The sequence below is a fragment of the Halomonas maura genome, assembly GCF_030409305.1.
GTDB lineage: Bacteria > Pseudomonadota > Gammaproteobacteria > Pseudomonadales > Halomonadaceae > Halomonas > Halomonas maura.
Genome location: NZ_JAUFPQ010000021.1, coordinates 67,999 through 88,586, shown reverse-complemented (window position 1 = coordinate 88,586; position 20,588 = coordinate 67,999). Strand labels below are relative to the sequence as shown.

The 20,588-nt window shown below is 71.7% G+C and carries 20 protein-coding genes; 6 read left to right on the top strand and 14 right to left on the bottom strand.

Translation table 11 applies throughout. The features are described 5' to 3' along the window. The first annotated feature begins 19 nt into the window (after positions 1 to 19). Together QWY76_RS14495 and QWY76_RS14490 are read left to right on the top strand one after the other, a co-directional pair. A complete protein-coding gene (locus tag QWY76_RS14495; protein ID WP_290312015.1) occupies positions 20 to 913 on the top strand; it encodes a sugar nucleotide-binding protein in 894 nt (297 codons plus the stop codon). Next, positions 910 to 1,668 carry a lysophospholipid acyltransferase family protein gene (locus tag QWY76_RS14490; RefSeq protein WP_290312014.1) on the top strand — a complete coding sequence of 253 codons (759 nt, stop codon included), beginning with the start codon at positions 910 to 912 and terminating at the stop codon, positions 1,666 to 1,668. The genes QWY76_RS14495 and QWY76_RS14490 overlap by 4 nt, the downstream gene beginning before the upstream one ends. 78 nt (positions 1,669 to 1,746) lie before the next feature. On the opposite strand, the gene fabB is transcribed toward QWY76_RS14490, so the two are convergent. The 12 genes from fabB to QWY76_RS14430 all read right to left on the bottom strand — a co-directional run bounded on the left by fabB (position 1,747) and on the right by QWY76_RS14430 (position 12,874). Next, positions 1,747 to 2,964, bottom strand: a complete 1,218-nt coding sequence (gene fabB / locus QWY76_RS14485; RefSeq protein ID WP_290312013.1) for a beta-ketoacyl-ACP synthase I — start codon at positions 2,962 to 2,964, stop codon at positions 1,747 to 1,749. A 13-nt stretch (positions 2,965 to 2,977) separates the two neighbouring features. After that, entirely contained in the window at positions 2,978 to 3,493 is a 516-nt protein-coding gene (gene fabA / locus QWY76_RS14480) for a 3-hydroxyacyl-[acyl-carrier-protein] dehydratase FabA (protein WP_290312012.1), read from the bottom strand. Between the two features lie 287 nt (positions 3,494 to 3,780). Next, positions 3,781 to 4,296, bottom strand: a complete 516-nt coding sequence (locus tag QWY76_RS14475; protein ID WP_290312011.1) for a DUF2878 domain-containing protein — start codon at positions 4,294 to 4,296, stop codon at positions 3,781 to 3,783. Next, entirely contained in the window at positions 4,293 to 5,561 is a 1,269-nt protein-coding gene (locus QWY76_RS14470; RefSeq protein ID WP_290312010.1) for an SAM-dependent methyltransferase, read from the bottom strand. Before QWY76_RS14470 ends, QWY76_RS14475 begins: the two co-directional genes overlap by 4 nt. Beyond that, on the bottom strand, positions 5,558 to 6,322 hold the full coding sequence (locus QWY76_RS14465; protein ID WP_290312009.1) for a DUF1365 domain-containing protein: 765 nt from the start codon (positions 6,320 to 6,322) through the stop codon (positions 5,558 to 5,560). Before QWY76_RS14465 ends, QWY76_RS14470 begins: the two co-directional genes overlap by 4 nt. Further along, positions 6,319 to 7,668, bottom strand: a complete 1,350-nt coding sequence (locus QWY76_RS14460) for an NAD(P)/FAD-dependent oxidoreductase (protein WP_290312008.1) — start codon at positions 7,666 to 7,668, stop codon at positions 6,319 to 6,321. The genes QWY76_RS14465 and QWY76_RS14460 overlap by 4 nt, the downstream gene beginning before the upstream one ends. After that, positions 7,665 to 8,465, bottom strand: coding sequence for an SDR family NAD(P)-dependent oxidoreductase (locus tag QWY76_RS14455; RefSeq protein ID WP_290312007.1), 801 nt, complete (start codon positions 8,463 to 8,465; stop codon positions 7,665 to 7,667). Before QWY76_RS14455 ends, QWY76_RS14460 begins: the two co-directional genes overlap by 4 nt. Before the next feature lie 66 nt (positions 8,466 to 8,531). Beyond that, the gene (locus tag QWY76_RS14450; RefSeq protein ID WP_290312006.1) at positions 8,532 to 8,972 is read right to left on the bottom strand and encodes a nuclear transport factor 2 family protein; all 441 of its coding nucleotides are present in this window, start codon (positions 8,970 to 8,972) and stop codon (positions 8,532 to 8,534) included. 27 nt (positions 8,973 to 8,999) lie between these two features. Beyond that, positions 9,000 to 10,418 (bottom strand): deoxyribodipyrimidine photo-lyase, encoded by a 1,419-nt coding sequence (gene phrB, locus QWY76_RS14445; protein ID WP_290312004.1) that lies wholly within the window; start codon positions 10,416 to 10,418, stop codon positions 9,000 to 9,002. A 13-nt stretch (positions 10,419 to 10,431) separates the two neighbouring features. After that, the gene (locus QWY76_RS14440) at positions 10,432 to 11,346 is read right to left on the bottom strand and encodes a MerR family transcriptional regulator (protein WP_290312003.1); all 915 of its coding nucleotides are present in this window, start codon (positions 11,344 to 11,346) and stop codon (positions 10,432 to 10,434) included. Positions 11,347 to 11,445: 99 nt separating this feature from the next. After that, complete coding sequence (locus tag QWY76_RS14435; RefSeq protein WP_290312002.1) at positions 11,446 to 11,820, bottom strand: sirohydrochlorin chelatase; 375 nt, start codon at positions 11,818 to 11,820, stop codon at positions 11,446 to 11,448. 1 nt (position 11,821) lies between these two features. Next, positions 11,822 to 12,874, bottom strand: coding sequence for an NAD(P)/FAD-dependent oxidoreductase (locus tag QWY76_RS14430; RefSeq protein ID WP_290312001.1), 1,053 nt, complete (start codon positions 12,872 to 12,874; stop codon positions 11,822 to 11,824). Positions 12,875 to 12,963: 89 nt separating this feature from the next. Between QWY76_RS14430 and QWY76_RS14425 the strand changes: the two genes are divergently transcribed. Continuing rightward, positions 12,964 to 13,869 carry a TIGR01777 family oxidoreductase gene (locus QWY76_RS14425; protein WP_290311999.1) on the top strand — a complete coding sequence of 302 codons (906 nt, stop codon included), beginning with the start codon at positions 12,964 to 12,966 and terminating at the stop codon, positions 13,867 to 13,869. A gap of 85 nt (positions 13,870 to 13,954) precedes the next feature. Here QWY76_RS14425 and rapA read toward each other — a convergent pair whose 3' ends face one another. Next, positions 13,955 to 16,888: an RNA polymerase-associated protein RapA gene (gene rapA, locus QWY76_RS14420; RefSeq protein ID WP_290311998.1), complete on the bottom strand. Its 2,934-nt coding sequence runs from the start codon at positions 16,886 to 16,888 to the stop codon at positions 13,955 to 13,957. Between the two features lie 284 nt (positions 16,889 to 17,172). After that, positions 17,173 to 17,973, bottom strand: a complete 801-nt coding sequence (locus QWY76_RS14415; RefSeq protein WP_290311997.1) for a TlpA disulfide reductase family protein — start codon at positions 17,971 to 17,973, stop codon at positions 17,173 to 17,175. Between the two features lie 120 nt (positions 17,974 to 18,093). Between QWY76_RS14415 and QWY76_RS14410 the strand changes: the two genes are divergently transcribed. The 3 genes from QWY76_RS14410 (at position 18,094) to QWY76_RS14400 (ending at position 20,463) form a co-directional block, all read left to right on the top strand. Next, positions 18,094 to 18,321, top strand: a complete 228-nt coding sequence (locus QWY76_RS14410) for a hypothetical protein (protein ID WP_290311996.1) — start codon at positions 18,094 to 18,096, stop codon at positions 18,319 to 18,321. Further along, positions 18,314 to 19,885 carry a phospholipase D family protein gene (locus tag QWY76_RS14405; protein WP_290311995.1) on the top strand — a complete coding sequence of 524 codons (1,572 nt, stop codon included), beginning with the start codon at positions 18,314 to 18,316 and terminating at the stop codon, positions 19,883 to 19,885. Before QWY76_RS14410 ends, QWY76_RS14405 begins: the two co-directional genes overlap by 8 nt. 86 nt (positions 19,886 to 19,971) lie before the next feature. Next, the gene (locus QWY76_RS14400) at positions 19,972 to 20,463 is read left to right on the top strand and encodes a universal stress protein (RefSeq protein WP_290311994.1); all 492 of its coding nucleotides are present in this window, start codon (positions 19,972 to 19,974) and stop codon (positions 20,461 to 20,463) included. Positions 20,464 to 20,588: the final 125 nt, after the last annotated feature.

Below are 20,588 nucleotides of genomic sequence, written 5' to 3'. Positions count from 1 at the left end.
CTAGCCGCTAGGAGTCGCCGTGAAGCTGTTGATCTTGGATGCCGGGCATTGCCTGAGCCTGGCGTTGGCCCGAGAGGCCAATCGCCGCAGCGATGTCGAGTTGCTGATCGAGCCGGGGCTGGCGCTGACCCCGGAACGCCTCGACGAGGTGCGCCCGGATGCCCTGGTGATCCCGCCGCTGTCGCGCCCGCTGGCCGCCGCCCCGGCGTCCGTGACCGCCCATGCCGAGGCCGTCATGGCCTGCATGGCGGCCTGCCGGTCGCGGGACGTCCCGCTGACCTGGTGCGTCTCGGACCAGCTCTACGAGGATGGCTTCGAGAGCCCCATCGACGAGCACGTGATTCCCGAGCCGCGTGACGAGGGCCTGCGGCGGTTGGTCGCGGCCGGCGACCGGATCCGGGCCGAGCTGCCCCGCCACCTGATCGTGCGGCTGGGGCCGCTGTTCGCCCTCGAGGGCAGCCATGCCTGGCTGGGCGAGCTGCTCGACACCCTGATGGGGGGCGGTGACCTGCGCGCGGAATCCGACGTGATCTTCTGCCCGACCTCCGCCGATGCGGTGGCCATGGCGCTGATCGGCATGCTGCAGCAGCAGCACTGTGGGGCCGGGGCCTGGGGCAGCTATCACCTGGCCGGCACCGAGCCGGTCAGTGCCTATACCTTCGTCTCCATGGTGCGCACCCAGCTGTCCACGCGTCTCGAGGGGCGCGGCGAGACGGTCGCCCTGGGCGGGGTCAAGGCGCTCAGTCACCACCATGACCAGCCGCTGCGCCGGGTCCTCAACTGCCGGCGGGTGCTGAACGTCTTCGGGGTGCACCAGAAGCCCTGGCGGCTCGAGGTCGGACGCATGCTGGATGCCTGGTGCCTGGCCCGGGACGACGACCCCGGAGCCGCCAAGGAGGCCGATCAGGCATGAACCCGATCCGCAGCGTCATCTTCTATATCGGCTACGTCCTGGCCATGCTGGTCTGTGGTGTGCTGTTCCTGCCGCCGTCGCCCTTCCTGCCGTTGAAGTCCCGCTACCGGCTGCTCAACCTCTACAACCACTTCATCGTCGCCTGGTTCGGCCTGGTGTGCGGCGTGCGCTACGACATCCGTGGTCGCGAGCGGCTCCCCGAGGGGCCCTGCGTGATCCTCTCCAACCACCAGTGCGAGTGGGAGACCGTCTACCTGCAGCTGCTCAAGCCGCCGGTGTGCACGGTGCTCAAGAAGGAGCTGCTCAGTATCCCGATCTTCGGCTGGGGGCTGCGCCTGCTGCACCCCATCGCCCTCGACCGGTCCAGGCCGGCCCGGGCGATGAAGCAGGTGCTGACCCAGGGCAAGCGCCGGCTGGAGGAGGGGCTCTCGGTGCTGATCTTTCCCGAGGGCACGCGGGTGGCGCCGGGTCAGCGGCGTCGCTACAACAAGAGCGGCGCGGTGATCGCCTGCCGGGCCGGCATGCCGGTGGTGCCGGTGGCCCACAACGCCGGTGAGCGCTGGCCCGGCCGCCACTGGGTCAAGAAGCCGGGGCGGCTGTCGCTGGTGGTCGGCGAGCCCATCGAGACGGTCGGCCGCAGTCCCGAGGAAGTGCTGGCCGAGACCGAGGCCTGGATCGAGGCCCGGCTCGACGAGATCTCCGAGGTCCCGCGTCCCCGCCAGGCGCCCGTCGGCCGCGAGACCGTCAGCGGCTGAGTCGGGCGCTGGGGGGCCGCAACGCAAGGAGGCGCCCCTGGGGGCGCCTCCTTGCGTTGCACGGCGGTGCGTCGTCCGTCAGCCGCTGTACTTCTGCAGGACCAGGCAGGCGTTGGTGCCGCCGAAGCCGAAGCTGTTGGACAGCACCCGCTCGACCCGGGCCGCGTCGCGGCGCTCGGTGACGATGTCGAAGCCGTCGGCCTGCTCATCCAGCTGCTCCACGTTGGCGGAGGCGGCGATGAAGTCGTTCTCCATCATCAGCAGCGAGTAGATGGCCTCCTGCACGCCGGTCGCGCCCAGGGAGTGGCCGGTCAGCGACTTGGTCGAGCTCATCGCCGGGGTGGTGTTGCCGAAGACCTCGCGGACCGCCTTCAGCTCGGCCACATCGCCCACCGGGGTGGAGGTGCCGTGGGTGTTGATGTAGTCGATGTCGCCGTCGACCGTGGCCAGCGCCTGGCGCATGCAGCGCACCGCCCCCTCGCCGGACGGGGCGACCATGTCATAGCCGTCGGAGGTGGCGCCGTAGCCGACCAGCTCGGCATAGATCCTGGCGCCACGGGCCTTGGCGTGTTCCAGCTCCTCGAGCACCAGCATGCCCCCGCCGCCGGCGATGACGAAGCCGTCGCGGGCCTGGTCATAGGGCCGTGAGGCCTTCTCGGGGCTCTCGTTGTACTGGGTCGAGAGCGCGCCCATGGCATCGAACAGGCAGGACAGGGTCCAGTGCTCCTCCTCGCCGCCGCCGGCGAAGACCACGTCCTGCTTGCCCATCTGGATCTGCTCCATGGCACTGCCGATGCAGTGGGCCGAGGTGGCGCAGGCCGAGGAGATGGAGTAGTTGACGCCCTTGATCTGGAAGGGGGTGGCCAGGCAGGCGGAGACGGTGCTGCCCATGGTGCGGGTGACCCGGTAGGGCCCCACGCGGCGCAGGCCCTTCTCGCGCATGATGTCGGCGGCCTCCACCTGGTTGGCGCTGGAGGCGCCGCCGGACCCGGCGATCAGGCCGGTGCGCTCGTTGGAGACCTGCTCGGGGGAGAGGCCGGCATCCTCGATGGCCTGGGCCATGGAGACATAGGCATAGGCAGCAGCGTCGCCCATGAAGCGACGCAGCTTGCGATCGACCAGGGCCTCCAGGTCGATGTCGACCACCCCGGCCACCTGGCTGCGAAAGCCGCGCTCGGCGTAGTCGTCCTTGAAGCGAATGCCTGAGCGCCCGTTCCGCAGTGCCTCGAGCACCTGTGTTGCGTCATTGCCCAGGCAGGACACGATGCCCAGGCCGGTGACTACCACTCGTCGCATGGGAGCCTCCTGTTCAGAAATTCGCGGTGGAGGTGAACAGACCAACGCGCAGATCGTTGGCCTGGTAGATCTCGCGGCCATCCACGGATACCGTGCCGTCGGCCATGCCCAGGATCAGGCGCCGGGTGATGATGCGCTTGATGTTGATACGATAGGTGACCGTCCGGGCCTCGGGCAGGATCTGGCCGGTGAACTTGACCTCCCCGCATCCCAGGGCGCGGCCGCGGCCGGGGTGGCCCAGCCAGCCGAGGTAGAAACCGACCAGCTGCCACATGGCATCCAGGCCCAGGCAGCCGGGCATCACCGGATCGCCGGGGAAGTGGCAGTCGAAGAACCAGAGGTCCGGATGGATATCGAGCTCGGCGATCAGTTCGCCCTTGCCGTGTTCGCCACCCTCTTCATGGATGTGCGTGATGCGATCGAGCATCAGCATGTTGGGTGCCGGCAGTTGGGCGTTGCCGGGGCCGAACAGCTCGCCACGGCTGCATGCCAGCAGTGCTTCGCGATCAAAGGAATGTTGCTTGGTCACTGAATCGTTCCGAGTGTCGAGATGATTGTGTGCCGGGAAACGGCATGCGACCGCCCAGGCGGCCCTGCCTAGTCTACTGTTCGCGTCCGGCGAATGCACGCCGAGGCGGATCTTGGGAGCGCCGGCTCCGGCCCGGGGGACGGCTCCCGAGGCGGCGGCCCATCGAGGCTCGATGTCCTCGTCCCCGACCGGACGCGACCTCATCCAGCGCCGTGAGTCGATTCCTGGGCCTTGTGCCCCGCCATGATCGCTCGACCGTCCCTTGCGCTGGCGCGCCCTGGCCATCCTCAGCCGGTTCGCAGGCGAGCAGCGCTCGCGGCGTGGCCGAGACGGTGGCACAGCCACCGGCATAGCCCCGCCCAGACCAGCGCCTCGGCGGCGAGCAGCCAGGGCGCCAGCTCGACCCCGGCCAGGCGGGCCCCGGCGAGGTAGGAGAGTGGCCCGCCGGTGGCGCCGCCGAGGGCCGCCAGCCAGGGGTGGCGCCACAACCAGGCCAGGGCGTGGTGCAGCAGGCTGGCGAACAGCGGCCACAGCAGCCACAGCCAGGGCGGCAGCAGGCCCAGCACCCGGGGCTCACCGTCGAAGCGGAAGCCGCCGGCCAGCGCCAGGCCGCCGTCGATGGCCAGGCCCAGCGCCGCGAAGCCGACCAGCCAGCGCCATTCCCCGGCCCGGGCCAGCCAGCGCAGGTGCAGCGCCAGCACCAGCGTCACCACGGCCCCGCCGACCAGGCTGCCGCCCAGCACGCAGGCAAACCAGCCGAGCTGGAAGCCCGCCAGGTTGGCGAGCAGCCGGGCGCTGGTCATGTCCGCCCCGTCAGGGGGGCCGGCCGGGCTCCGGGCTTGGCCAGCAGCAGGTGGCAGGTGCCGATGCGGCGCTCGAGGAAGCCGCCCTCGCAGTAGCACAGGTAGTAGCGCCACATGCGGATGAAGCGCTCGTCGTAGCCCAGGCGACGGACGCTGTCGAGGTTGGCCTCGAAGCGGTGGCGCCACTCGCGCAGGGTGCGCGCATAGTGCAGGCCGATCTCGTCCAGGGCCAGCAGGTTGAGCGAGGTACGCCGGGTCAGGCCGTCGAGGATGGCGCGGTGGGAGGGCAGGAAGCCGCCGGGGAAGATATAGCGCTTGATGAAGTCCATCTCGCGCTTGGCCGCCTCGAAGCGCTGGTCGCGGATGGTGATGGCCTGCAGCATGGCCAGGCCGTCGTCGGTGAGCAGGCGGTCCAGGGTGGCCAGATAGGTGTCGAGGTACTGGTGGCCCACCGCCTCGATCATCTCCACCGAGATCAGCCGATCAAAGCGTCCCTCCAGCTGCCGATAGTCCTGCTTGAGCAGGGTGACGCGGTCCGCCAGGCCCTCCGCCTCGAGGCGTCGTGCGGTATGCGCGTACTGCTCCGCGGAGATGGTGGTGGTGGTGACCCGGCAGCCGCGGGTACGGGCCGCATGGATGGCCAGGCCGCCCCAGCCGGTGCCGATCTCCAGCAGGTGGTGGTGGGCGCGGACGTCCAGCCGGTCGAGCATCAGGTCGAGCTTGTGGGTCGAGGCCTCCTCCAGGCTGGCGCCGGCGTGCGGGAAGACCGCGCTGGAGTACATCCAGTGCCGACGGTCGAGGAAGGTCGCGAAGAGCGCGTTGCCGATGTCGTAGTGGGCGGCGATATTGCGCCGCGAGCCGCTGACGGTGTTGCGCTGCAGGCCGTACAGGGCGCCGAGCAGCCAGCGGCCGAGGCGGGCCAGGCCGCCCTCCATCTCGCCGTTGACCCGCTCCAGGTTGGCGGCGAACAGCCGCACCAGGGCCACCGGGTCGTCGGCGTCCCAGTCGCCGTCCATGTAGGCCTCACCGGCGCCCACGGTGCCCCCCAGCGCCACCCGCCGCCAGGCCCGGCTGTCGCGCACCACCAGGGTCACCCGCAGCTCGCCGCCCCGGCCCAGCTGGTGGCGCTGGTGGCCCTCGATCAGGGTGATCTCGCCGCCCTCCAGGCGGTCGAGCTGCTGCAGCAGGCGGGGCTTGAGCCAGCGGGACAGCCGGTCGCCGTCGGCCGGCAGCGGTCGGGCAGTGGCGGTGCGCAGGGTCGTCACGGCGCGGTCTCCTCGCGGTGGGGGTGGTCATGCAGGGGGACGCGCTTGAGCCACAGGCGCAGTGCCTCGAAATGGATGCCGGCCAGGGTCTTCAGCGCCATCCACGGCTGGCGTGCCAGGGTGGCGACCAGCACCCCGCGGGTGGCGGGGCGGGCCTCGAGGGTCAGGGTGGCGTCGAAGTGGCGCGCCTCGCCCCGCCAGGTCTCCATGTGCATCGTCAACGCCGCTCCGGGGGTGTCGAAGCGCCAGCGGTAGCGCATGTCCATGGGGTTGAAGGGGGAGACATGCATGGCCTTGTCGAACTCGGCCCGGTGGCCGTGACGCCGCGGTTCCACGGCGCAGGCATAGGTGGTGCGCTCGCCCCAGGGGGTGTTGCTGACCTCGCCGAGCAGGGCGCGCAGCTCCCCGCGTGCGTCATAGGCGTAGTACAGCGAGAGGGGGTTGAAGCCCACGCCCAGGGTGCGCAGCTGGGTCAGCAGGCAGATGCGCCCGTCCGGGGCACTGCCCAGCTGGCGCGCGAGCTCGACGCGCACGGCATCCTTGAGGGGGCGGTCGTGGGGGGCCAGGTAGTCCTCGCGGCGGAAGCGTGCCAGGGCCGGGCGACGGGCGCTGAAGCCGGGCACGCCGTCGAACAGCTCGGGCAGCTCGTCCAGGTCGAGCCAGGCCATCCACAGCCGGTAGCGGAAGGCGTGATGGCGCGGCAGGAAGCGCCGGTGGCGCAGCCAGCCGCGATAGATGCGCGAGCGCGGCGCGGCTCTCATGCCAGGGCCTCCCGCGCGGCGAGGCATGGGACCGGCCCGCTCGGCGCGTCCTCGTCGCAGCCCAGGGCCCGGGCCACGCGCAGGGCGCTCCACACCCCGTCCTCGTGGAAGCCATGGCGCCAGTAGGCACCGCAGAAGTGGGTGCGCCGCGCCGGCCCCGAGATCTCGCCGTGACGCCCCTGGACGCGCTGGCCGGCCAGGCTGAAGCGGGGGTGGGCATAGGTGTAGCGACCCAGCACCCTCGCCGGGTCGATGCTCGCGCCGTCGTTGAGGGTCACGCAGAAGGTCTGCGGGGCCTCGATGCGCTGCAGGATGTTCATGTCGTAGGTCACCGAGACCCGGGCCGCCTCGCCGCGCCCGTCCAGACGATAGTTCCAGCTGGCCCAGGCGCGGCGGCGGCGCGGCAGCATCCGGGTGTCGGTGTGCAGGACCACCTCGTTGTCCTGGTAGGGCATGGCCCCGAGGATCTCCCGCTCGTCGGGGGAGGCATCCTCGAGCATCGCCAGCGCCTGGTCGGCATGGCAGGCCAGCACCACCTGGTCGAAGCGCTCCTCGCCGGCCGCGCTGCGCAGCCGAACCCCGTCCGCGTCGCGGCGGATCCCCCGCACCGGGCTGGCCAGCCGGATGCGCTCGGCGTAGGGGGCGGTCAGCGCCGGGATATAGGCCCGCGACCCGCCGACCAGGGTGTGCCACTGCGGCCGGTCGGTCACCGACAGCAGGCCGTGGTGGTGGAAGAAGCGCACGAAGAAGTGCAGCGGGAAGGCCCGCAGGTCGCGGATGCTGGCCGACCAGATCGCCGCGCCCATGGGCAGCAGGTAGCGGCGCTGGAAGTCGCGGCCGAAACCGCCGGCATCGAGGTATTCGCCGAGGGTCAGGTCCGCCGGCAGGCGCTGCTCGACCAGGTCGCGGGTCGCCTCGCGGTTGAAGCGCAGGATGTCGCGCAGCAGGCCGTGGAAGCGCGGGCGCACCAGGTTGCTGGGCTGGGCGAACAGGCTGGCCAGGGTGTGGCCGTTGTACTCGAAGTCCCGGGCGGTCTCGTGGACCGAGAAGCTCATCTCGGTGGGCTGGCTGGCCACGCCCAGGCGGCTGAGCAACCGCCGGAAGTGGGGATAGGTCCAGTCGTTGAAGACGATGAAGCCGGTATCGATGGCGTAATCGCGACCGTCGACGGTGACATCCACGGTGGCCGTGTGGCCCCCCAGCCGGGGCTCGGCCTCGAACAGGGTGACCTCGTGACGGCCTGACAGGTACCAGGCGGCGGCCATCCCGGCGATGCCGCTGCCCACCACGGCGATGCGCTGGGCGGTACTCCGCTGGGCGTGGTCGGGCGAGAAGGACGGGGTCATGAGCGGGCCTCCCGGGGAGTGCTCTCCGGATCGCGGGCCAGGCGGCGGCCGAGGCGGACGCGCAGCCCCGGCGGCAGGATGCCCAGCAGCTTGAGCAGCAGGGTGAAGCGCCGCGGGAAGTGGATGTCCAGGCGATGGGCGGCGAGACCGGCGAGGATGGCCTCCGCGGCCCGTTCGACGCTTACCCGCATCGGCATCGGGAAGTCGTTGCGGTCGGTCAGCGGTGTCTTGACGAAGCCGGGATGGATGAGGCTGACGTCGATCCCCTCACCGGCAAGGTCGAGACGCAGCGACTCCAGGAAGTAGCTGAGGGCCGCCTTGGAGGCGCCGTAGGCCTCGGCGCGCGGCAGCGCCAGGTAGGCCGAGGCACTGGAGGTGGCGGCGAGCAGCGGGCGCCCACCCTCGGCCCGGGCCCGGCGCAGCAGCGGCAGGGCGGCCTCGATACCGTACAGGGCACCGAAGACATTGGGGGCGAAGACCCGCTCGACGAGGGCGCTGTCGAAGTCTCGGACGTCCAGGTACTCGCAGGTCCCGGCGTTGAGGATCACCAGGTCGAGCCCGCCGAAGCGGGCTTCCAGGCGTCGCCCGGCGGCCAGCACGGCCTGGCGGTCGGTGACGTCCAGGGGCAGCAACAGGGCGTTGTCCCGGTCGCCGGCCAGCTCGGCCAGGGCCTCGGGGCGGCGGGCGCTGAGCGCGACCCGGTGTCCCTGCGCCAGCAGGCGCTCGGCCAGGGCCCGGCCGATGCCCGAGGTGGCCCCGGTCAGCCAGATGCGTTGGGTTGCGTGCGGTGCCGTCATGTCGTCTCCCGAGGCTCCTGGGGCGTCCCTTCCCCCTGGGGTTACGCGGGAAACGGGGGTTTGGATTCACCGTCCCGCGCGTCGCTTGATCACGCCTATCAGCCGCCCGATCACCGGCAGGTGCTCGTAGAGCAGGGCGCCGGCGTCGAAGTAGTCCCGGTGCCGGCAGACCCGTCCCGAGCCGTCGGCGGCGAAGGTCAGCCGCGAGCAGCCCGGCACCGCGATCGCCTGCCCGCCGGCCAGGCGGGGGTGCGTCAGGTGCAGCGTCCAGGTGACGAAGGCGTGGTCGCCCTGGCGCAGGCGGTCGTGAAAGTCGAAGCGACACGCTGTCACGTTCTCGTACAGGGCCTGGAAGTAGGCTTCCAGGGCCGGCAGTCCGTCTATCCGGTGAAGCGGGTCGACGAATTCCACGTCCTGAGTATATAGCTTGTATAGCTTTTCTGTACAGGTTTTGTCCAGCTTATTGTAGAAGGCGCAGAAGGCCTCCAGGGACGGGTCCCGGCTCATGGGGCGATCCTCGGTGGTGGGGTGGGCTCAGCGCTCGGGGGACAGGCCCTTGAAGGCCGCCAGCGCCCGGGCCCGGGCGGCCTTGTGCTCGACGATGGGCGCGGGATAGTCGAGGCGGGCCAGCAGGTCACGGTCCGGGGCATGGCGCGCCTTGGCCGGCAGCCCGGCCAGCTCGGGCAGCCACTCGGCCAGAAAGCGCCCCTCGGGGTCGAAGCGCTGCGACTGGGTGGTGGGGTTGAAGATCCGGAAGTAGGGGGCGGCGTCGGTGCCGGTGGAGGCCGCCCATTGCCAGCCGCCGTTGTTGGCGGCGAATTCGCCGTCCACCAGGTGGCGCAGGAAGAAGGCTTCGCCGCGCCGCCAGTCGATCAGCAGGTGCTTGGCGAGGAACATGGCGGTGACCATGCGCAGGCGGTTGTGCATCCAGCCGGTGGCCACCAGCTGGCGCATGGCGGCGTCGACGATGGGGTAGCCGGTGCGCCCCTCGCACCAGGCGTGAAAGCCCGGCTCGTCGTCCCGCCAGGGCAGCGCCTCGGTGTGGGCCTGGAAGGCGCGATGGCGACAGACCCGCGGAAAGCCCACCGCCACGTGCTGGTAGAACTCCCGCCAGATCAGCTCGCCGACCCAGGCCTGGAGGCCGGCATCGCCGTCGGCCAGGGCGCCGTCGTTCTCGGCCAGCACCGCCTGCAGGCACTGGCGGTGGGAGATCATGCCCAGCGCCAGGTAGGGCGACAGCTCGCTGGTGCCGCGAATGGCCGGGAAGTCGCGCTGGTCGGCGTAATGGCGACCGCGAAAGCGCAGGAAGCGCTCCAGGCGGTCGGCGGCCGGTCCCTCGCCGGCCGGCCAGCGTCGGCCGTCCACCGGGGTGTCCGCCAGCTCGGGGAGCCCCGGCAGCGGCTCGGCGGCGATGGCCAGGCGCGCCTGGGGGGCGGGCGTGTCGCGCAGGGCCAGGCGCTCGGCGCTGACCTGGCGGTGCCAGGCCCTGGCGAAGGGCGTGAAGACCCCGTAGTAGTCCCCCTTGCCGGTGAGCAGCTCGCCGGGAGCGAAGGCCACGGCGTCGTGGTGGCCGGTGGCGGCGAGGCCGGCGGCGGTGAAGGCCTCGATCACCCGGGCATCGCGGCGGGCCTCGTCGAGGGGATACTCGCGGTTGAAGTGCAGCGCCCCGGCGCCGACTTCCCGGGCCACGGCGAGCAGCGTCTTGGGAGCCGCCGCGAAGGTCTCGGCCTCCCGGTGCAGCAGGGGGATATTGAGGCCGGCCAGGGCCTCGGCCAGGGCGGCGACGCCGCGCTGCCAGAAGTCCAGCTTGTTGGCACCGTGGCCGTGGGCGCGCCACTGGGCGGTGCTGTGCAGGAAGACGGCCACCACGGGCCCCCGCTGGGCGGCCGCGGCCAGGGCGGTATTGTCGTGGATGCGTAGGTCGCTGCGGAACCAGACCAGGGTGGGTGCCATGGGACGCTCCGGTTCAGGCGGCCTGGGTGAGCGACTGCAGGCGGGACATGGCCCGGGGCAGGTCGTCGCCGAGGACCTCCACCCCGGTGCCGTCCAGGTCGGCCGCCCGGATCCGCGCCACGGGGCCGCACAGGGTCAGGGGGACATCGAGCTGCTCGGCCAGCCGTGGCAGCTGGCGGCGCACCAGGTCGGCCTTCTCGGCCTTGCCGCTGGCCAGCAGCAGGGCGTCGGCATGGTAGCGCTCCACGGCCAGCGGCAGCTCCTGCACCGGCAGGGGCGCATCGAGGAGCTGGACCCGGTAGCCCCGGTCGCTGGCGGCGAGGGCGGCGAGCAGCCCCCAGAGGGGGCCGGCGTCGTCGGGCATCGGCACGATCAGCAGCAGCGGCCCGGTGGCCAGCGGGTTGGCATGGTAGAGCCGGGTGCCGATGCGGGTGCGCAGGAAGGCCTCCAGGGCCCGGCGCTGCAGCTCGGCGCCGAGCCGGTCGTCCCAGCCTTCCTCCAGCTCGCGGATCACCGGCTGCCAGAGTTCGTCGATGCAGGTCGCCACCGGGTAGAGCGCCAGCCCCTGGTTGAACAGCGCCTCGAGGCGGGCCAGGTCCAGGGCCTCGGCGGCGGCGATCAGCTGACGACGCTGGCTCTCCCAGTCCCCGGCGGCGGGCGGCGGCGCCTCCACGGCATCCGGCTGCTCGAGTAGCTCGCGGACCTGGCTGACCGGCACGCCGCGATTGAGCCATTGCAGGATCCGCTCGACCCGCTCGATGTCCTCCCGGGCATAGAGACGGTGCCCCTTGGGCGTGCGTCGCGGGCGAATCAGGCCATAGCGGCGCTCCCAGGCGCGCAGGGTCACCGAATTGACACCGGTCAGGCGAGAGACCTCGCGAATCGGATAGAGCGGCGTATCGGTCGGATGGTTCGCCTGATCGCTCATGCGCGCCTCTGCCTCGATGGTGGAGATCGGTGGCCGGTGGCTGCCGCGGCCGTGATGGTACGATTTTGTACAAAAACGCGGGGATGTACAACGCGGCCGTCAGCTCGCTTCCCCCGCCTGCTCGGCAATCACCGTCGCCAGGGCGTCGACGAAGGCCGGGTGCTCGCCCACCGGGGGCAGCAGCGTCAGGGCGAGGCCCGGATGGGCCTCGCCCAGGGCGGCTACCTGGCCGGGGACATCCTTGCGCAGGTGGCGGCCGGCGGCGAAGAACAGCGGCAGGATCTCGGCCCGCGCGATGCCGGCGGCCTCGAGTTCGGCCACGGTGGTCTCCAGTGAGGGCTCGCAGAGCTCCATATAGGCCAGCCGCAGCGGAGTGGTCAGCCGCTCGGCCAGGGCCGTGGCCAGGTTCTCGAAGGGGGCTCGCCAGTGAGGGTCGCTGGAGCCGTGGGCCAGCAGGATCAGGGCGCTGCGCATGTCAGGCGGTCTCCGTGGGGTGGGGGGTGGGGTGGCGACGGGGCATGGTCAGGCCCAGGCGGTGGCCCGAGAGCCAGGCATCCTCGACCCGGGCGTCACGCCAGGCGTCGCCGCACAGGGCCAGGCCGCCCCGGCCGAGGCGAAAATCCAGGGCACCTGGTGCGGTCGGTGGCGCCGGCTGGGCGAAGCGCCAGCGGTGGGCGCCGGCGTGGCGTGGCATGGGCAGGGTGATGCCCTCGGGCAGGGCCGCCTGCAGGGCATCGAGCAGGCGGGCGGTCACGCTGCCGGCATCCTCCTCCAGGTGCTGTTCGCTCCAGGCCAGCCGGGCCAGCAGGGTGAGGCTCTCGCCCTGGGTCTCGCGGCCCGGCTTGGTCTGGTTGCGGGTGACCAGCCGCAGCGGGCCCTCGGCCGGTTCCAGCGCCTGCCAGTCGGCCGCGAGACCCGGCAGTGCCGGGAGGGGCGCCTCGAACTGGGCCCAGCCGGCCCAGCAGGCTCGCTGGGGGATGCCGCGACAGGCTCCGGCCAGCGCGGCGTCGTGGGGGGCGGCCAGGGCCTCCGCCTGTGGCGCGGGCAGGGCCAGCACTACCGCCGCGAAGGGCCCATGACGGGTGCCGGCCTCGCTGACCAGGCGCCAGCCATCGGCAGCGCGCTCCAGGGTGACGATGCGGGTCGCGGTGTGCAGGGGCAGGCCGTCGGCCAGATGGCACAGCAGGGCGCTCATGTGCGGGGTCCCGGTGAAGCGGAGCTGGTCGTCGACCCGCCGGCTGGCGCTGCCGGCCGTCAGCCGCCAGACGGACGTCGGCCAGGGCGCCACCACGCCGGCCCGTTGCCAGGCCGCGACCCGCTCGCGGAAGGTCGCATCGCGCACGCTAAAGTGCTGGGCGCCCAGCTCGACCACCGCGCCGGTCAGCTGGCGGCTGGCCATCCGGCCGCCCGGGGCGCGGCCCTTGTCGAAGACCGTCACCGGCCGGCCGTCATCGGCGAGCGCCCTGGCGCAGGCCAGGCCGGCGATGCCGGCGCCGATGACGGCGGTGGAGTCGGGAGGCGGGATCATGGCAGTCTCATGCAGTGAGCGGGATTTACCGCTAGACTAGCAGACGTGTACAACAGCTGTATAACACGAAGATGCAGGGGAGGCGTCGAATGCGTGTATTGATCACCGGAGGCAGTGGGTTCGTCGGCCAGGCACTGTGCCGGCGACTCGAGGAAGCCGGCCACCGCCTGCTGGTGGTGTCCCGCGATCCGGACCGGGTCCGCGATCGACTGCCGGCAGGCACGGACATCCGCCGCTCGGTGCTCGACTTCGTCGACACGCCCCCCGAGGCCCTGGTCAACCTGGCCGGCGAGTCGATCGCCGCCCGGCGCTGGAGCGATGCCCAGAAGGAGCGGCTGATCGATTCGCGGGTCAACGTCACCCGCGACCTGGCGATGCTCTGCGAACAGCTCACGGCCACCCAGGGACGCGCGCCGTCGGTGATGGTCTCGGCCTCCGCGATGGGCTTCTACGGCGACCAGGGCGAGCGCCTGGTCACCGAGGACACGCCCCCCCAGGACGAGTTCGCCCACCGGCTGTGCAAGCGCTGGGAGGAGGTGGCCGGCGAGGTCGCCACCTTCGGCACCCGGCTGGCGATCCTGCGCCTCGGGCTGGTGCTGGATGCCGGTGGCGGCACCCTGCAGAAGATGCTGCCGCCCTTCAAGCTGGGCCTGGGGGGGCGCTTCGGCCACGGGGAGCAGTACATGCCCTGGGTGCATCGCCAGGACCTGGTCAGCATGATCCTCTTCCTGATCGAGCGGGACGACCTGGACGGCCCCTTCAACGGCAGTGCGCCGAACCCGGTGACCAACGCCGAGTTCACCCGCACCCTGGCCCGCCACCTGCACCGGCCGGCGCTGCTGCCGGTGCCGGCCCTGGTGCTGGAGAGCGCCTTCGGCGAGATGTCACGGCTGCTGCTGACCGGGGCGGACATGCGCCCCCGGCGGCTCGAGGAGGCCGGTTTCGAGTTTCGCTTCCCGACCCTGGACGAGGCCCTGGCGGATATCCTCGGCTGAGCGCCTCGCCGGGATTCGCCCATGCACCAGGCCCCCGCCGGCAGCCTGCCGGTGGGGGCCTGGTGCTCGCGGGGCGCGCGCGAGCCTAGCGGGTGGTCTCGTCCACGGTGACGATGACCCGCACGGCGTCGAGCCGCAGCCGCGTGCCCTCGATGGCCGCGTCCAGGGCGGCGCGTTCCTCGCGCAGGGCGGTCAGCTCGTCCTCGCGCACCGCGGGATTGCGCCGGGCCAGGGCCTCCAGGCGGGTCAGCTCGGCGTCGAGCTCGTCGCGCATGCGGGCCTGGGCGGCCTCGACGATACTCGGCAGCTCGCGCTCGGCCTCCGCCTCGGCACGGTCGAGCAGCTCGCGGAGCTGGTCGTGGCGGCTCTTGATCAGGTCCCGGGCCACCGCCTTCTTGACCTTGTGCAGGTTCTTCGCGAGGCCGGTGAAGGACACCTTGGCGGTCAGGTTGGCGCCGGACTCGTCGAGCAGCACCCGCACCGCGGTGGGCGGCAGGAAGCGATTGAGGTGCAGGCGCCGGGGCGCCGGGCAGTGGGTGCGGAAGACCAGCTCGGCCATCAGCCGGCCGCCGGGGATCGAGGGATGCTTGAGCAGGGCCAGGGCGGTGTTGCCCATGGTGCCGTCGAGGATGCGTCCCATCATCTCCCGGGTCAGCGGGTGCTCCCAGGACAGCCGCTGGACGTCGTCCCGGGCCAGGGCGCGCTCCCGGGAGAGGGTGGCCGAGAAGCCCTCCTCGCCCTTCACCAGCCCCGGCAGGCCGTCGAGCATCTGCGGGCTCGGCTGCAGGTGCTGGATACCGCCGCCGAGGTCCTGGCTGTCGACCCCGAAGATGTCCAGGGCCTGATCCAGGTAGCGGGTCAGCGCCTTGTCGGCATCCAGCTCGCGGACCGCGGCGATGGTCGCCTCGGCGCGATCCGCGCGGCAGGCGTTGAGCTCCAGCAGGCGGTTGCGGCCGGCGTCGCGCTCCGCCAGGCGGCTGTCGAACAGCTCGCGGGTCTCGCCGATCACCTCGTCGAGGCTCTCGTCGTCGAGCAGGGCGTCGGCCAGGGCATCGCCGAAGGCCTCGAAGATCTCGCTGCCCAGGCCGTGGGGCGCGCTGAAGGCATCCATGCCCTCGTGGTACCAGCGCAGCAGCTGCTCGCCGGGACTGCCCGTGAATACCGGCACGTGCAGCTCGATGGCGTGGCGCTGGCCGATGCGATCGAGGCGCCCGATGCGCTGCTCCAGCTGGTCCGGATGCAGCGGCAGGTCGAACATCACCAGGTGACGACAGAACTGGAAGTTGCGGCCCTCCGAGCCGATCTCCGAGCACACCAGCACCTGGCAGCCGTCCTCCTCGTCGGCGAAGGCCGCCGCCGCCCGGTCGCGCTCGACCAGCGACAGGCCCTCGTGGAACACCGGGGCGTGCATGCCGCCCAGCACCCTCAGCCCCTCGGCCAGGCCCAGGGCCGTCTCCCGGTCATGGGCGATCACCAGCACCTTGTCGTCGCCGAGCTCGGTGAGCCGCTCGAGCAGCCAGGTGACCCGCGGGTCGAACTGCCACCAGGGCTCGGTGTTCAGGGGATCGTCGGCGAGCGCCCGGTACATGGTATCCAGGTAGACCAGCACCTCGGGGTGATCGAGGCCGGTCTCGATCAGCAGCTCGTCCAGGTAGTCCTCGTCCCGCGCCAGGCGGCGCAGCACCCGGCGGTAGGAGGAGGGCAGCTCGAGGCGGGCGACCTGCAGCCGGCGCTCGGGGAAGCCGCCGACGTGGCGGCGACTGTTGCGAAACATCACCCGGCCGGTGCCGTGGCGGTCGAGCAGCTGGTCGCGCAGCTGCTCCCGGGCCGCGCCGTGCTGCCCGGCGGCGCCCTCGGGATCGGCCAGGGTGTCCAGCAGGGCGAGGCTGTCGGGGTCGTCGATCACGGCGGCGACGGCCTCGCGGTCGGCCGCCTCGCCGGGCAGGCGCTCCAGGGCATCGATGGCGGCGGCCACCTCCACGTAGTGGCGCTCCTCCTCCTGGAAGGCGGCGAGGCTCTGGTAGCGGTCCGGATCGAGCAGGCGCAGCCGGGCGAAGTGGCTCACCGGGCCCATCTGCTCCGGCGTCGCCGTGAGCAGCAGCAGCCCGGGGGTCGTGGCGGCCAGACGTTCCACGCAGCCGTAGCCGGGGCCGACCGTCTCGGCCGACCACTCCAGGTGGTGGGCCTCGTCGACGATCAGCAGGTCCCAGTCACAGGCCTCGGCCTGGGCCTGGCGGTGGGGGTTGGCGAACAGCCAGTCCTGGCTCGCCAGCACCAGCTGGCCGGCCTCGAAGGGGTTGCCGCTGCCGTGGGCCAGGCTCTGCTGCTCGTCGAGCAGGGTGACCTCCAGCGAGAAGCGGCGCAGCAGCTCCACCAGCCACTGGTGGGTGAGGCTCGCCGGCACCAGGATCAGCGCCCGCTCGCCGCGCCCGGTGAGCAGCAGCCGGTGCAGGATCAGGCCGGCCTCGATGGTCTTGCCCAGGCCCACCTCGTCGGCCAGCAGCACCCGCGGGGCATGGCGGCGGGCGACCTCGTCGGCGATGTAGAGCTGGTGCGGGATCAGGTCGATGCGCGGGCCGGCCAGGCCCAGCGCCGGGTTCTGCTCGATGCGGTGATGGTGGTGCAGGGTGCGGAAGCGCAGGTCGAACCAGTCGTTGCGGTCCACCTGGCCGGTCAGCAGCCGGTCGCGGGCCTGGTCGAACTGCATGGTGTCGGCGAGCTTCGCCTCGGGCAGCTCGCACAGCTCGCCGGCATCGCTCTCGCCGATGTAGACGATCAGCCCGCCGACCTCCTTGCTGTCGTCGACGGTCATCTGCCAGCCCTCGGCGCACTCGATGCGGTCGCCGCTGCCGAAGATGACCCGGGTCAGGGGGGCGTGCTGGCTGCTGTAGGTACGGGTTTCCTGGCTGGCGCCGAAGAGGACGGTGACGCTGCGGGGGTCGCAGTTGAGGATGGTGCCCAGGCCGAGTTCGGCCTCGCCATCGCTGATCCAGCGCTGGCCGGGAGAGAAGTCGCTCATGGTGCCTCGGGGATGCTTGGGATCGGTTCTCGCGCCGCTGGCCACGCCCGGCCCCGCGGCGACAGGGCGCGGTATCTTACAGCAAACCCCGCCGCGGCTTAAGCCTCTTCTCAGCGCTCCCAGGGCTATCGGAGTTTGGTTGTCGCTTGGGGCTGATCCGTCGACAGGTCTGCGAGGGGGCGCTGTGAACCCCTCCATGGGCGCTTCCGACGCCATCCATGGCGTAGGACCCCCTCTTCGACCTGTCCCCGGCGGCCCCCGACAAACCAACCGTGATTGCCCTGTCAGCGCTCCCCCAGCCAGGCGTCGAGGGTCGCCCGGGTGAGTTCGCCCACGTGCTGCTCGAGGGCGCGGCCCTCGGCATCGAACAGCAGGGTGGTGGGCAGCCCCGGGGCGCCACTCGCCACCAGCATCGACTGGCGCGGGTCGAGCAGGGCATGCTCGAAGGCGAGCCCCTGAGCGTCGAGGTAGCGCACCACCGGCAGCAGGTCCTCGCCCTGGTTGATCACCACCACGGTGACGTCGTCCCGGGCATCGGCCTCGGCCAGCAGCGGCATCTCGCGCCGACACGGCGGGCACCAGGTCGCCCAGAGATTGATCACCAGGGTCTGGCCGCTGAGGGAGGCCAGCGCGACCGGTTGGCCCTCGAGGTCGTCCAGGGTCAGCTCGGGGAGCTCGCGCAGGGCCATGCCGCCGCCCAGCGGCGCCAGGGTCACCAGTGCCAGCCACAGCAGCGAGGCGGCGAGCGTCAGCCCCAGGGCGCCGAGCATGGCGCCGAGGCGCTGCCGCAGCGTCCAGGCGCTCCAGGCCAGCGCCGCCAGCAGGCCCCAGAGGCCGTGGAAGCCCGGCTGCCAGAGCTTGAGGGCATCCAGCGGCGCGTCGAGATAGCTGGGCAGGTGCGTGGCCACGTGGCCGATCCGGGCCCCGGCGAGCCAGGCGATCACCAGGCCATTGAACCAGCGGGCATGGTGGCGCCTGGGCAGGCCGAGCAGGAAGGCGCTGGCCGCCAGCAGCAGCAGGGCGGCGGCGAGGGCATAGAGGCGCGGCAGGGGAAGGAGCACGGGCCCCAGGGCGATGGCGTCCATGTCGTGGTGGGCTCTCCCGGGAGTCGGGTTCGGCGCCGGCGCCGGACCGGTTACACTGAGAACATTCGTTTCGCCAAGCCTACTGTCGGTAGGCGGGGCTGTCATCCAGCGGGAGCACTCATGGCACGACCGGCCTTCGATACCCTGCGGGCCCTGGCCATCGCCAGCCAGGCCCTGGGCTTCATCCTCATCATCACCCTGGAAACCGTCATGGGCGACGCCGCCCGGCCCTGGCAGGGCTGGACCCTGGCCGCCATGGTGGTGGCCGCCCTGGGGATCGCCCTGGTGCGGCTGTATCGGCGCAACAAGGCGCGCAAGGCCTGGGCGCGCCAGCGGAGCGATGACTAGCATCGCCCGGCAGGGCCCCTCGGTGCTGGCCGCGTGGCTGGTGCTGGGCCTGCTGGCGGGCTGTGCCGGCCAGGCCGTGCCCCGGGAGCATGGCCTGGCGTTGCGCGATGCCGAGATTCGCAGCACCTGGCTGGGCCAGTGGGCCCGTCAGGCCGCCGCCGACCATGCCGGCCTGAGCGGCTTTGCCCTGCTGGCCAAGGCCGAGGAAGCCTTCGCCCTGCGCGCCAACCTGGTCGAGCAGGCCAGCAAGCGCCTGGACGTCCAGACCTACCTGCTGGGGGAGGGGCAGACGGTCCAGGTCCTGCTGCATCGCATGATCGGCGCCGCCCAGCGCGGCGTCGAGGTCCGCCTGCTGCTCGACGACCTCACGGCGTCGGGGCAGGGCGACCAGCTGGCGGCGCTGGACAGCCACCCGAACATCCAGGTCAGGGTCTTCAACCCCTGGCCCCTCGGCCGCGAGCACCTGGTCAGCCGGGTGGTGCTGTCGCTGCCCGCCCTGGCCCGCCAGCACCGGCGCATGCACAACAAGACCTGGATCGTCGACAACGCCGTGGCGATCACCGGTGGGCGCAATCTCGACGACGAGTACTTCAATGCCAGCGAGCCCCGCAACTTCGCCGATGTCGACCTGCTGGCGGTGGGCGACGTGGTCGATGCCCTGTCGCTGAGCTTCGACCTCTACTGGAACCACTTCCTCAGCCAGCCCCTCGCGCGCTACCACGCCGCCGCGCCCGAGGCCTGGCGTGAGCTGGCCACGAGCCTGGCGCGCCAGCTGGCCGAGCAGCGGGACAGCGACTCCCCTTACTTCGTCGCCCTGCGGGCCCGTTACGGGGCGGCCGCCGAGGACACGCTGTTTGGCGACCTGCACTGGGCCCCGGGCCAGGCCCTGTGGGATCCGCCAGGCAAGGTCGCCGGCCGTGAGCGCTCGCCGCTGGAGGAGACCCTGTTCGGGGCCCTGCTCGACCAGCTCCCGAAGCTGGAGTCGCGGCTGGTGATCGTCTCGGCCTACTTCGTGCCCGCCGAGCGGGGCACGGCGCTGCTGACACGCCTGGCCGAGTCGGGCATCCGCGTCGAGGTGATCACCAACTCCCTGGAGGCCACCGACCTGTCGCTGGTCCACGGCGCCTATGCCGGGCGTCGCCGGGCGCTGCTGGAGAGCGGCGTGCGGCTGCACGAGCTGCGTGGCCGCCAGCAGCACGGCGAGGAAGCCGAGATCGGCATCCCCGGCACCTCGCTCTCCTCGCTGCACAGCAAGGCGGTGAGCTTCGACGACGACCTGGTGTTCATCGGTTCCTTCAACGCCGACCCGCGCTCGGTCATCTGGAACACCGAGATCGGGGTGCTGGTCGAGAGCGAGCCCCTGGTGGCCGAGTTCCTCGAGTTCGCCGAGGCGGGCATGACCCCGTCGCTGAGCTACCTGCCCGGCCTCGACGGCACGGGACGCCTGTACTGGCTCACCGAGCTCGATGACCGGCTGGTGCGCCTCGACCGGGAGCCAGGCTCCCTGAAGCAGCGGCTGGGCTCCTGGTTGAGTCGCCTGCTGGGCCTCGAGATCTGGCTCTAGCGCCCGCCGGCTTGACCCCGGTCAAGCCGGCGGCGACCCGCGTTGCCGGCGAGGCGGAAGCGACTAGGCTTGTATAAGCAAGGCCCATGCCGGGCCCTTCCCATCGCATCCTGCAGGGGGTGATCATGTACACGTCGATCCTCGTGCCCGTCGACGGCTCCGAGCATTCCGCCAAGGCACTGGGCGTCGCGGCCCAGCTGGCGCGGGCCTCGTCCGCGTCCCTCGTGCTGCTGACCGTGGCCGAGTATCCGCCCGGCAACATGGGGCTGTTCACCGGCGGCACCCCCGAACCCTTCACCGCGGAGGACTGGGGCAAGCTGGCCGACTCCCTCAAGCAGGATGCCGAGGCGGCCCTGAGGAAGGTCCGGGACAGCGTCGACCTGCAGGGTATCGAGGTCGAGGAGGTGATCCGCCAGGGGGCGCCGGCCGAGGGCATCCTCCATGAGGCCAAGCATCGCGGCGTCGACGCCATCGTGATGGGCAGTCGCGGGGTCAGCGACATGCGCGGCATGCTCTTCGGCAGCACCTCCCACAAGGTCAGCCATGTGGCCGAGAGCACGGTGATCACCGTGGCCTGAGGCCGGTTTCCGGCTCAGCCAGGGTCGCCTGGAGCAGGGAGACCAGGCGCAACGCCCGTGGCGCGTTGACGGGTCGCCGAGTCACAGGCCAGCGCAGGCTACCCGCTGACCATCCCCAACGAAGA